The 12,806-nt window shown below is 53.0% G+C and carries 10 protein-coding genes and 1 other annotated feature; of the genes, 2 read left to right on the top strand and 8 right to left on the bottom strand.

Translation table 11 applies throughout. From position 1 onward, the window contains the following. Positions 1 to 2 precede the first annotated feature (2 nt). Positions 3 to 1,388 (bottom strand): dipeptidase PepV, encoded by a 1,386-nt coding sequence (pepV, locus tag EVJ21_RS10060; RefSeq protein ID WP_131490416.1) that lies wholly within the window; start codon positions 1,386 to 1,388, stop codon positions 3 to 5. A 306-nt stretch (positions 1,389 to 1,694) separates the two neighbouring features. On the opposite strand from pepV, the gene EVJ21_RS10065 reads away from it, so the two are divergent. Beyond that, positions 1,695 to 1,916, top strand: coding sequence for a DeoR family transcriptional regulator (locus EVJ21_RS10065; protein WP_083274163.1), 222 nt, complete (start codon positions 1,695 to 1,697; stop codon positions 1,914 to 1,916). Positions 1,917 to 2,015: 99 nt separating this feature from the next. On the opposite strand, the gene EVJ21_RS10070 is transcribed toward EVJ21_RS10065, so the two are convergent. Together EVJ21_RS10070 and EVJ21_RS10075 are read right to left on the bottom strand one after the other, a co-directional pair. Then, on the bottom strand, positions 2,016 to 2,726 hold the full coding sequence (locus EVJ21_RS10070; RefSeq protein WP_131490417.1) for a pseudouridine synthase: 711 nt from the start codon (positions 2,724 to 2,726) through the stop codon (positions 2,016 to 2,018). After that, positions 2,716 to 4,422: a putative polysaccharide biosynthesis protein gene (locus EVJ21_RS10075; protein WP_131490418.1), complete on the bottom strand. Its 1,707-nt coding sequence runs from the start codon at positions 4,420 to 4,422 to the stop codon at positions 2,716 to 2,718. Before EVJ21_RS10075 ends, EVJ21_RS10070 begins: the two co-directional genes overlap by 11 nt. A gap of 159 nt (positions 4,423 to 4,581) precedes the next feature. Here EVJ21_RS10075 and EVJ21_RS10080 point away from each other — a divergent pair, with 159 nt between their 5' ends. Further along, positions 4,582 to 5,859, top strand: a complete 1,278-nt coding sequence (locus tag EVJ21_RS10080) for a BaiN/RdsA family NAD(P)/FAD-dependent oxidoreductase (RefSeq protein WP_131490419.1) — start codon at positions 4,582 to 4,584, stop codon at positions 5,857 to 5,859. A gap of 299 nt (positions 5,860 to 6,158) precedes the next feature. On the opposite strand, the gene EVJ21_RS10085 is transcribed toward EVJ21_RS10080, so the two are convergent. From EVJ21_RS10085 to EVJ21_RS10105, 5 genes are all read right to left on the bottom strand, one after another. Then, complete coding sequence (locus EVJ21_RS10085) at positions 6,159 to 6,668, bottom strand: pyrophosphohydrolase domain-containing protein (protein WP_131441468.1); 510 nt, start codon at positions 6,666 to 6,668, stop codon at positions 6,159 to 6,161. 14 nt (positions 6,669 to 6,682) lie between these two features. Beyond that, positions 6,683 to 7,765 (bottom strand): hypothetical protein, encoded by a 1,083-nt coding sequence (locus tag EVJ21_RS10090; protein ID WP_131490420.1) that lies wholly within the window; start codon positions 7,763 to 7,765, stop codon positions 6,683 to 6,685. 117 nt (positions 7,766 to 7,882) lie between these two features. Further along, positions 7,883 to 10,285 carry a leucine--tRNA ligase gene (leuS, locus tag EVJ21_RS10095; protein ID WP_131490421.1) on the bottom strand — a complete coding sequence of 801 codons (2,403 nt, stop codon included), beginning with the start codon at positions 10,283 to 10,285 and terminating at the stop codon, positions 7,883 to 7,885. Positions 10,286 to 10,327: 42 nt separating this feature from the next. Beyond that, positions 10,328 to 10,545, bottom strand: a binding site (T-box leader). A gap of 57 nt (positions 10,546 to 10,602) precedes the next feature. Then, positions 10,603 to 11,349 (bottom strand): bacteriorhodopsin-like, encoded by a 747-nt coding sequence (locus EVJ21_RS10100; RefSeq protein ID WP_131490422.1) that lies wholly within the window; start codon positions 11,347 to 11,349, stop codon positions 10,603 to 10,605. Between the two features lie 131 nt (positions 11,350 to 11,480). After that, complete coding sequence (locus tag EVJ21_RS10105) at positions 11,481 to 12,662, bottom strand: MDR family MFS transporter (protein WP_131490423.1); 1,182 nt, start codon at positions 12,660 to 12,662, stop codon at positions 11,481 to 11,483. Positions 12,663 to 12,806: the final 144 nt, after the last annotated feature.

Genomic DNA, 12,806 nt, shown 5'->3' on the forward strand with positions numbered 1-12,806 from the left:
TATTATTTAGCGAGCTCGTAAATTGCTTCCGCATAGATTGCGGCCGCACGTAATAAATCTTCAACTTCCATATACTCGTCGACCTGATGGGCGACATCTTTCGCTCCCGGGAACAACGCGCCGAACGCGACGCCGGCTTCGAGCGAGCGGGCATACGTACCGCCTCCGATTGCCATCAGGTGCGCTGATTCACCAGTTTGGCGCTCATAGACGCCTGCTAATGTTGTCACGAGCGGATGGTCTTCCGAAACGTGGTGTGGCGGCATATGGTGTTTTGTCGTCAATTCGAAACCGAATGACAACGCGATTTCTTTCAAGTTTTGCAGACGTTCCGTGAACTTTGCCGTATACGGGTAACGGATGTTGACCGTCGCCATCCGCTCCGTGTCGTTGTAGCGGAAGACGCCACCGTTGATCGTCAGATCCCCGGTCTCGTCACTCGCTTCAATACCGAGCGAGATGCCACGTGAGTCCGCAAAGACGTGACGGACAAACTCGATGTAGCGCTCACCTTGAATATCGAGCGCGAGCGTGAGCAGGAAGCCTGCGAGCACGTAGGCCGCGTTCACCCCGTTGTCTGGTTCCATCGCGTGGGCCGCGACGCCTTTTATTGTGAACGTGTACATCCCTTCTTCAAAAACACACGTCCCGTCCGCTTCATACTTCTCGAGATACGCCTCGAATTGGTCTTCGAGCACTTCATTCGTTTTCAACACCGCTGTCGCAACGTCTGGCACCATGTTCGGGCGTTCCCCGCTGATGAACGAGACGAGGTGATGTTTCGTTCCCGTGCCGTGCTGGATCGGAAGTTGCTTGAGCACGCCATCGTATAGACCTTTCTCGGCGTTGATGATCGGGAAATCGGCGTCAGGCGCAAACCCATACGTCGGCATCTCTTCTTGTTTGAAGTACTCACGGACGCAACGCCACTCGCTCTCTTCGTCACAGCCCGCAATGAGCCGGACCCGTTTCGATAGCGGCAAACCGAGCTCTTTGACGATCAGCAATCCGTAATAGGCAGCCATCGTCGGCCCTTTATCGTCATTGCTACCGCGTGCAAAAATTTTGCCGTCGGTGATTGTCGGGTTGAACGCCCCATACGTCCACCCGTCCCCGGCCGGTACGACATCGAGATGGCACAAGATGCCGACGAGTTCTTCACCTTCGCCGTATTCTAAATGTCCCGCATATCCGTCGACATCCTTTGTAATAAAGCCATCACGTTGACCTAGCTCGAGCATATAGTCGAGCGCTTGACGGACTTCTGGGCCGAACGGCTCGTTCGGTCCTGTTTTCGATTCGTTTAACACGCTCGGAATTGTAAGTAATCCTTTAAGATCGTTTAAAAACGCATCTTTTCGTAAGTCGACTTCTTGTCTCCAGTTCATGTCAATCTCCCCTTTGCGAATGTTCTCTCCCTTATTAGTATATCCAAATGTCAGAAAGACGAACATTTATTTCGAAAATAATTTTTCGTTCGTCTTTAAGCTCTATAACAGATGATTTACAGTTCGTTCATTCGATATTTACGTTCATAACATGTTCTTTACATTGAAATCGTTCGTTCTTTTCTCTTGCTTTTCTGTTTAGGAGCGTTATACTTAAGATGTAATTTTAGAAAATAACAATTTCATATTTCATTCGTCGTCCGTCGGTTTCGTCTTTCACCATTCTACGCATTGGGAGGTCATCCAATGAAAGGTTCAACAGATCGTATGCTAACCCGTATTAAGTCGATTTATTTATTTATCAACGAAAGGGATTGCGTTACCACTTCAGAACTAGTAGAAGAGTTCGGCATCACATCACGCACTGTCCAGCGTGATTTGAACGTACTTGAATACAACAATCTTGTAGAAAGTCCGAGTCGCGGCACGTGGACGTCATCGAAACGTTCACTGAAGACGGCAAATTGAATATAATTACAAGGGGTTCCGCGAGCGGGGCCTCTTTTTTTACATAAAAAATGAGACCGGATGCCTTTCCGACATCCGGTCTCACTTTTCACCCCTGATTCATGACAAAAACTGTTCGACTTCTGCTTCAGTCAGTTCACGGTATTCACCAGGCTGTAACGATTCATCGAGTTCGAGCGGTCCAATTTGGACACGTTCGAGCTGTTCGACGTGCTTGCCGACCGCAGCGATCATCCGCTTGACCTGATGATACTTCCCTTCCGACAACGTCAGGCGGACGACCGATTTTTGGCCCGTCTGACTGAGCACTTCAAGACGCGCCGGTTTCGTCGTGTATCCGTCCTCGAGAGCGACTCCTTCTGCGAACGTGCGGATGTCCTCGACCGTCATCTCACCGTCGACTTCGGCGATATACACCTTGTCGACGTGTTTACGCGGTGACATGAGGGCGTGGTTGAACGCGCCATCGTTCGTGATGAGCAGCAGGCCCGTCGTATCTTTGTCGAGACGACCGACAGGAAACAGCTCGTAATGGGCGTAAGCCGGGTCGATCAATTCGATGACCGTCGACTCGACTTTGTCCTCGGTCGCACTGATGACACCAGCCGGCTTATTCATCATCAAGTAGACGAACGGACGGTACTCGACCGGCTCACCGAGCACGGTGACCGGCTCACTGTCCGTGTCGACGTGACGTTTCGCATCTTTCACAGGTTGGTCGTTGATTCGAACCGCTCCCTGTTTTAATAACAGTTTCACGTCTTTACGTGAACCATAGCCCATATTGGCTAACAACTTATCAATTCGCATTATTTTTCCTCCGATATTGGAATCGTTTTCCTAACAGTTTCCCGGCCAAGTGGCTTCTCCATCCGAGATAGCCATACACGACGAGCCCGATCCCGAAGCCGACGACGGTCGCGACGATGTCATTGCTCCAACTCGGTTGGTCATTCAGCGTGACGAACAACGACCCATACACCGCAACGAACATCGCCGCACCCATCGCAAACATGAGGATCGTGCGACGTAACAGTTGTTTATATGGAAACTGAAGTGCCCGCTGAATCTTCCACACCATGAGGATGATCGCCACGATGTATCCGGCAATCGTCGCATACCCGGCCCCGATGCCGCCGAGCGCGTATACGAACGGGACGTTCAAGACGACTTTCGTCAAGAGCCCCATCGCTGTCGCGAAAATCGTGAAGTATTGTTTATTGATCCCTTGCAAAATTGCCGCAGCGACCGAGTAATAGGCGAGGAAGAATGCACTCGGTGCGTAATGGAGCAAGTAGACCCACCCTTCCCGGTCACCCGGGAAGAGCGTCCCAAACAAAGGCTCTGAGAGCGCGACGAGTCCGATGACGGCTGGAATCGTCACGAAGAACGATACTTGGAAAATATGATTGACTTGATTGCGGACTTTATCCATGTCCCCGTGTGTGAACGATCGGGTGACGAGTGGAATCGTCGCCATCGACACACTAGCCGCGATCGATACCGGGATCAAAACGATCTTGTGGGCGTTACCGGTCAAAAAACCGAACGCCGACGTCGCTTCAGCCACCGATTTCCCAGCGTTGAGCAGCGTGTTGACCATCGTCAACTGATCGACGAACTGGTAGAGCGGTGTCGACAAGCCGACCATGACGATCGGAATCGAGTAACTGAGCAATTCGAGCAAGAGCGATTTCATCGAACGGACCGGCGTCCCTTCAGGGTTGTCGGTCTGTCGATGAATGTCTTTTCGCTTGCGCCAGTACATCGCGAGGACGGCGATACTCCCGATCGCACCGATGAACGCGCTGAACGTCGCGATCGTCACGGCGAGCACTTTCAATCCATTCAGTTCCGTCGTCTCGACCGCCGCCGTTCCGCCGAGCGTGTCAGCGAGCGGACGGACGAGTTCCGAGTCTGAGAAGACGAACAAGACGAGCATCGTTCCGCTGAGCAAGAACATGATGCGTACGATTTGTTCAATGACTTGTGAGATGGCCGTCGGGGCCATATCTTGATGTCCCTGAAAATAACCACGGACCATACTCATCGCCGGGATGAGCAAGAGCGCAAAACTGACGCTTCTTGTGACGAGCGTGAGCGAGTCGATATACTGTTGATTATTTTCCGAATTGCGGACCATGAGCTCCGATAACCACGGAGCGGCAAAGAAGAGTAAGAAAAAGGCGACGACACCGGTCACGAGCATCAGCTTCATCCCTTGCCGGAACAGCCGTTGACTCGTCCCATACTCGCCGAGCGCGTTATACTTGGCGATGAATTTTGAGACGGCAACCGGGATCCCTGCCGTCGAGATGGCGATCATGAGCGCATAATACGTATATGCCGCTTGGTATAACGTAACACCGGCAATCCCGACCATCGCTTGGAACGGGAACGTGTACAGCAGTCCGAGCGCACGGGAAATCAAGTTCCCGGCTGATAAGAGCAGCGTTCCTTTGACGAAGGATTCTCGTCCTGAATCTTGTTTGACGCTTGATGACATGAGATACCTCCATCTATTCATACAACGTTTGAAATGTCCTAGTTTTACAAAACGACCGTTTCTCATTATACTCTTACTGTTGCGGATAATAAAGTTACGATAATTTTACGTGTCGATTTGAAACAGAAACGAGGATTTGAAACAGAAACGAGGGATACTATGATGAAAGATGTCATCGTCATCGGAGGAGGCCCAAGCGGCCTGATGGCGACCTATGCAGCCGCAAAAGCCGGGGCGAACACGCTCCTGATTGATAAAGGTTCTAAGCTCGGACGCAAGCTCGCCATTTCCGGCGGCGGGCGTTGTAACGTCACGAACCGGAAACCGGTCGACGAGTTGATTCAGTTCATTCCTGGGAACGGCCGCTTTTTGTACAGCGCCCTCGCCCAGTTCGATAATCAGTCCATCATCGATTTGTTCACGGGCTTCGGCATCCCGTTGAAAGAAGAAGACAACGGCCGGATGTTCCCGGTGACGGACAAGGCCCAGGACGTCGTCAACACGCTCCTCCGCGCGATTGATTCGCTCGGTGTCGAGATTCGGAAGAACGCGAAAGTGAAGACGCTCCATTTTAATGAAGCAAATGAGTTCGAGGCGGTCGAGCTAGAAGACGGGGAACGGATCGAGGCCAAAGCTTGCGTCATCGCCGTCGGCGGACAATCCGTCCCCCACACCGGTTCGACCGGCGACGGTTACCCGTGGGCCGAGAAAGCGGGGCACACGATCACCGAGCTGTTCCCGACCGAAGTGCCGATCCTCTTGAACGATTCGTTCATCGGGACGAAACAGTTGCAAGGGCTATCGCTTCGTGACGTCGCACTCACGGTGCACGGTAAAAAAGGCAAGCCGATCAAAACGCACCGCGGCGACATGATCTTCACCCACTTCGGTATCTCGGGTCCAATCGCACTCAGATGCAGTCAATATACGATCAAAGAACGCAAGCGCAGCAAAGAACGGGTCGTCGCACTGTCACTCGACTTATTCCCAGACATGGCGCGCGACGAGCTCGTTCAAGAGTTGTGGAACCAAGTCCAAGCCCAGCCGAAACGCGCCGTCAAAAACGTCTGGAAAGGGTTCATCCCGGAACGGATGCTCGACCTCCTCTTGGCTGAACTCGCTTTCGGCGAAGAGGACGCGAGCCAGTTGAAACGACAATCGGTCATCGATTTCGCGACGCGTCTCAAGACGTTCGAACTGCACGCGACAGGTACGCTCGACTTCGACAAGGCGTTCGTCACGGGCGGTGGTGTCTCGGTCAAAGAGATCGCCCCGCAGACGATGATGTCAAAGAAAGCAGACGGTTTGTTCTTCGCCGGCGAGGTGCTCGATATTCATGGATACACGGGCGGCTATAACATTACGGCCGCTTTCACGACCGGCCACTGCGCCGGGTCACATGCAGCGGAATTCTCCACACTCGAGCCTACAACGTAAAGAAAGCGTGGACTAACAGGAGTGATATCGCTCGTCCTATCGGCGCCCACGCTTTCCGCAGGTAATCCCGGAGCCGCATCCGCTGCTGGGTCTCCGTCGGATTGCTTTCCTGCAGGAGTCGGGGCGCCGTCTGACGAGCAACGTAAACGGTCGACATCGGTCTACTGCGGACTCGACTTCAATTTTATGTTAGACAGAGCGCCTTAAGGCCATCGAACATAAAAAAAGATGAACCAGATCGCTGTTTACGATTTGGTTCATCAACAATCTGAGAGCGTGGTCCTAGTGACCACGCTCTCTTATTTTTCTGCCATTTGGCGACGGACCTCAGCCTCGAGTTCCGGCTCAGGTGGCATCCACCCTTCAGGCTTCATGACTTTATTGTCTGACGCGCGCAGGATCGGCAATCCGTCCGGGCCGAGTTTCGCCATGTTGGCACGCTGGACGATTTCAAACAGCGGCACCGGGTCGAGCCCGAGCTCGACGAAACTCCCCATCACGAAATAGAGTGCGTCCGTGAGCGCGTCCCCTTGACCGACGAGCCGGTCGACGTCGTTCGTCGGCGGCGCTTCTTGGAGCGATTTGTGCACGGCTTTCTCAAACCCTTGTTGGAACGTCGCGACGGCTTGCAAAAACTCGTCTTCCGTCCGGGCTGACTGGTGCAAAAATTCGACGACCGCTTCTTCTGCCGTCCAGACCGACCGTTTCACGGCCCGGTCAAGTTCGAGCGGGCTCGGCACGCTTGCTTCCGGGTGACCGAACGTTTCGTGAAACTGACGTACTTCTTCATAAAAATAACGTTTACTCATTTGATCCGCTCCTATCAGTCGACCGAGACGAACGCGTCAAGATCGAACACGTCTGGTCGTACGATTGCAAAAATTTCATTGTCTTGCAGGAACATGCCGGTCGAACCGTAGACGCGAGGCGTCACCATTTGACCGTTCATCGTCCCTTCGCCTGGGTTGATCGTGTATAACACGAGTTCTTCCGAATCGAGGACGTAAATCCGTCCTTGCCGTTCGACAAGACCGACCCCACGGAACTTCTCAAACTTCTGTTGAATCGAGGCGCTCATCCCTTCCGTCGTGAGTGGCTTGCGTGATTCAATCGTCCACTCCGTCAACGGTTCGACGTCTTCTGTTTCTTCTGTTTGAAGTGCCTCATCTTCCGGAGAGACAGCATCCGTCTCGATCGTTTCTTCAGCCGATTGGGCCGGTTCATCCGTTGCTGGGTCGACTTCCTCATCCGGTGTCGCTTCGGCTTCATCCGGCGTTTCCGCCTTCATAATCCGTTCTTGAACGTAGATGAGTTCGATATCCGGCGCCGCTGCCGTGCGGTTCATGATGATGAGCCGTTCCGTCTCTTGGTCGTACCCGAGCCCGAACAGCCGATCGGTCGAAACAAGCCCGCCGATTGCTTTTCGTTCGCGCTCCATCCAACGTCCTTCTTCTCGCTCGATCGTCACGATGACACCGGTCGATGTGACGGCATAAATTTTATCTTCTGCAATCATACGCATCCCGATAAAGTCACCGAGCGGGAACGATTGATTCTCGGTCTCGAGCTTGAGCGAAGCGTTCACTCGATTCGCGTTTCCGCTCACTTCAAAGAAGTCGTTGTCTTTCGTCAAGACCAAATAAGCCCCGATCGTGTCGCTATAGTAAACTTCGTCAATATTCTGTATTTGTTCGAGCGCATCGGTCGTATCGATGTCTTCTTCGTCTGGCGAGGCCTCGACCGGAGGCATCGACGTCGCTTGATGACTCGTTTGAATCTCAATCTTTTCAAATGTCGCAGCGATTTGGCTTTGAATGTCTTCGTCTGAAAAAACGAACACGTAACAAAGAATCACGCCGACCACGACCGCAAACAACGTCGTGTACAGTACGTAAGATCGTTTCATGGACGCTTAGTCCCCTTTATATTCAGTGTCGCCCTTTAGTGTAACAAAACCGCCTCAAAAAGAAAACGGCATCCCCAAAAAGAAAGGAACGTGTGACAATGTCACACATTCCTTAACTTATCCTACGACGATGTTAACGAGTTTACCTGGGACGACGATCACTTTACGGACCGTTTTTCCTTCAGTGAACTCTTGTACACGCTCGTTCGCGAGTGCCTCCGCCTCAAGTGCTTCTTTTGAAGCGTCGCGCGTCACGTGCATCTTCGCCCGGAGCTTGCCGTTCACTTGGATGACGACCTCGATCGTATCGCTGACGAGTTTCGACTCGTCAAACGTCGGCCACGCCGCATACGTCAACTCTTCTGCCATCCCGAGACGCTCCCACAACTCTTCAGCCAAGTGTGGTGCGACCGGAGCGAGCATCTTGATGAAGTTGACCATCTCTTGCTTCGGTAACGTGTCTTGCTTGTACGCTTCGTTGATGAAGACCATGAGTTGCGAGATCGCTGTATTGAAGCGAAGTGCCTCATAATCTTCCGTCACTTTTTTCACAGTCTGATGGTACGTGCGCTCAAAGTCGGCCGTCGCAGCGACGTCTTCGAGTTTCGCTTGTTCGAACAAACGCCAGACACGGTCGAGGAAGCGACGTGCCCCGTCAAGGCCGTTTGTCGACCACGCGATGGCCGCATCAAGCGGTCCCATGAACATCTCATAGAGACGAAGCGTGTCGGCACCGTGTGATTTGACGATATCGTCCGGGTTGACGACGTTGCCTTTTGATTTCGACATCTTCTCGTTGTTCTCACCGAGAATCATACCTTGGTTGTAGAGCTTTTGGAACGGCTCGTTCGTCGGGACGATCCCGATGTCGTAGAGCACTTTGTGCCAGAAACGCGCGTAGAGCAAGTGTAGGACCGCGTGCTCCGTCCCACCGACGTACAAGTCGACCGGGAGCCAGCGCTTCAACTTCTCAGGATCGGCGATCATGTCTTCGTTATGCGGATCGATGTAGCGGATGTAGTACCAGCAACTGCCGGCCCATTGCGGCATCGTGTTCGTCTCACGACGACCCTTCTCACCCGTCACCGGGTCTGTGTACGTCAACCACTCGTCTGCGTTCGCGAGTGGTGACTCGCCTGTGCCTGACGGCTTGATCTCATCGATGATCGGAAGTTCGAGCGGAAGCTCTTCGATCGATACCGTCTTGAGCGTCCCGTCTTCCATATGAACGATCGGGATCGGCTCGCCCCAATAGCGTTGACGGCTGAACAACCAGTCACGGAGACGATACGTCGTCTTCGCCCGGCCCGTGCCGGCAAGTTCGAGTTCTTCGATGATTTTGGCGATGGCATCGACTTTATTGAGACCGTCGAGCGCTCCTGAGTTCACATGTTCGCCGTCTTCCGTGTAAGCCGCCTCATCCAAGTTACCGCCTTTGACGACTTCGCGGATTGGGAGGTCAAACGTCTTCGCGAACTCATAGTCTCGCTCATCGTGGCCCGGTACGGCCATGACCGCACCCGTGCCGTACGTCGACAAGACATAGTCAGCGATCCAGATCGGAAGTTTTTCCCCGTTGACCGGGTTGACCGCGTAAGCGCCCGTGAAGACACCCGTCTTCTCTTTGGCGAGATCGGTCCGTTCGAGGTCGGTCTTCTTCGAGACTTCTTCCGCGTACGCTTCGACCGCGACGAGTTGTTCCGGCGTCGCAATCGCTTTGACGAACGGGTGCTCCGGCGCGAGTGTGACGTACGTCGCTCCGTAAAGAGTATCAGGCCGCGTCGTGAACACGGTAACGACTTTATCGTGCCCGTCGACTTTAAAGTCGACTTCGGCGCCGACCGATTTTCCGATCCAGTTGCGTTGCATCTCTTTGACGCTCTCTGGCCAGTCGAGTGTTTCTAAATCATCAAGCAACCGCTCGGCGTAATGCGTGATGCGGAGCACCCACTGTTTCATCGGGACGCGGTAGACCGGGTGGTTCCCACGCTCAGACAATCCGTCGATGACTTCCTCGTTAGCGAGTACCGTACCGAGGGCCGGACACCAGTTGACCGCCACTTCGTCGACGTAGGCGAGGCCACGCTCATAGAGCTGCGTGAAGATCCATTGCGTCCACTTGTAGTATTTCGGGTCGGTCGTGCTGATCTCACGGTCCCAGTCGTACGAGAAACCGAGGTCTTTCAACTGACGGCGGAACGTCCCGATGTTACGCTCCGTGAACTCGCGCGGGTCGTTCCCTGTGTCGAGGGCGTACTGTTCGGCCGGAAGACCAAACGCGTCCCAACCGATCGGGTGAAGGACGTTATAGCCTTGCATCCGTTTCATACGGGCGATGATATCTGTCGCCGTATAACCTTCCGGGTGACCGACGTGAAGTCCGGCTCCTGACGGGTAAGGGAACATGTCGAGGACGTAGAAACATTCCTTGTCCGGGTCTTCCGTCGTCCGGAATGAATCTTTCTCTTCCCAACGCTTTTGCCATTTCGGCTCGATGTCTTGATGTTTAAAATAGCTCAAATTTCTTCCTCCTCTGCATAATAAAAAGCCCTCCGCCCCGGTAAATGGGACGAAAGGCTTGAAAGCTCTCCGCGGTACCACCCATGTTGCATGTCTGCCACTTGAGACGCCGGTAACGAGGCGTAACTTCGGTTCACCCTACTTTTAGTTCAGGCGAACAGCTCCAAGGCGAGTTCTCGCGGTCCATATACCGGTTTACACCAACCACCGGCTCTCTAAAATATCGACCCTACGATACTATTCCTTATCAACGCAATTTTTATCTCACCTCTTCATTCTAGCGCAAGATAAAAATCTACGTCAATGTGAACTTACAATCACGTTTTAATTTGTTTGAGCGTCGAGATCGTTTTCACTGCGAAGAAAGCGATCAATCCGAATCCGACCTTGTTGACCAAGTCGGCGACGTTGTAGATGAGCTCACGCACTAACTGAACCTCTACCCCGGTCGCGAACAGCGTGACCGCGTAACCGATCGGGTAAATCGCCCAACCGATCAAGATGAACAGGCGCATGTTGAGCAGCGCTTTCCGGATCGGTGCCGGCGACGATTCCGCCGCTTTCGTGACACTCGTGAACAGCAAGTAGATGATATAGATCCATGCTAAACAGCCGACTAGATAGCCCCACAATCCAAGTTGCGTGAAGCCGCCGTTCAAGTTGATCGATGATTCACCAAGATATCCCGAGACGATCATAATAATGTCGGCGACGATCAATTTCGTCAGCAGTCCCGACTTCATCTTCCCCTTTAAATTGAGGAGAAGCGGGAACTTCACGAGCAAGAGCGGTGTCGTCACGAGCCAATCGATATAACGAATCTCGGTTGGAAAACCTGTGATCTCAGACAACAGTCCCGAATCACCAACGGCGTCCTTCATGAAATAGTAATGAATGGCAGCGACAAACGTGACCAAGGCAGCGACCGTGGCGACGGAACGATATTCCGGGTCAAGGCTGTTTCGTTCCACTAAAAAATAGAGTGTCGCGGCGGCCATTCCGACAAATCCGACCCAAAACATGTATTGGGTCGCGAGCACGAGTAAATTGACTTCTTCGTTCATGGTGTACATCTCCTCATCGGCTAGAAACAGGAAACGACGGAACGATTATGTGAAAGGATCCTTTACCTAGATTTTAAATGAGATTGCAACATCGCATGCGAATTGAATACGCGGTCGATGTGCAATTCGAATCAAGTTTGACGATTCAACGAACTGATTTTCATAAAGAAGAACAGCGCTGTGATAATGAGTAGAAGCAGCAATCCAAACACAGCGTTCATCCCGAGTAAATCGAACGTGAGTCCTGAGAGCGTCGGTCCAATCATCCGTCCGACCGACGCGGCGATGTTGACGAGTCCTTGGAACTGTCCGGCTTTACCTGGAGGTGCAAGTTTTGCGGCGATCGTCGGAACGGCCGGCCAGATGAACATCTCACCGATCGTCATGACGATCATCGCGACCATGAACATCGTAAATCCTCCCGCGAACGGGACGATGATGAAAGCAGCGAGGAAGATGATGGCACCGACGACGAGTTGGCGCTTCAAATCGTCTTCAAAGTAGCGCAGCGCCCGGTTGAGGAGCGGTTGGGCGAACACGATCAACGCTCCGTTGACCGTCCACAGCAGTGAATATTGGCTAATCGTCACACCGAGGTCTTTCGAATGGACGGCGATCGTTCCTTGCCACTGGACGTAGACGAACCAGAGTGCGGCATAACCGATGGCGACAAACCACAGCGATTTCATCGTCGCGCCAGAGAGCGTCGTCGCCGCGGCCTCGAGCTGAGATTGGACGATTGGGCGACCCGGGTTTTTCAAGTAACGCAGGCCGAACAACAGCACAACGACGAAAAGGACCGACAAGAAGAAGTTCGCATAGAAGATCCACTCGATGTTGATACGCGCGATCTGACCGCTCATCGCCGTCCCGAGGGCGACACCGACGTTTTGGGCGACGTAGATCGCGTTGAACGAGCGCCGGCCGCCTTCAGGCCAGATCAAACCGGCAAACGCGTACACGGTCGGAAAGACGAGCCCACCCGAGAACCCGATCAAACCGAGCCATGCCAAATACCCGAAGAACGTGGCATGAAACAATAAGAAGCCGAGCGAGCTCGCGAGCAACAGCCCGACCGAGATGACAAGCGTCCGCTTCCCGCCGATGCGGTCGAACAACGTCCCGCCGATATAGTTACCAGCGATGGCGAGCGCTGAGTTGACGAGCAGCGCAATACCTGCGAGCGTCATCGACTCGCCTAAATATCCATTAATGTAGAGTGTGTTAAATGGCCATAAAAAAGACGCCGCCGTTGTGTTGAGCGCCATCGCAATGACTAGAATCCATACCGAAATCGGCATTTTATTGTTCATACCCGTTACTCCTTTCATTCCTTTAAACGATAAAAAATCCGGCACGACGGCCGAATCTGTGATGAGTCCTTCTCCAAGCTAACGGAACGCTACATAACTGTCAAGAAAATTTACTTATTATGAAGTAAAGCAAGCTCCACCTTG

This window comes from Exiguobacterium sp. SH0S2 (assembly GCF_004337185.1).
GTDB lineage: Bacteria > Bacillota > Bacilli > Exiguobacteriales > Exiguobacteriaceae > Exiguobacterium > Exiguobacterium aurantiacum_A.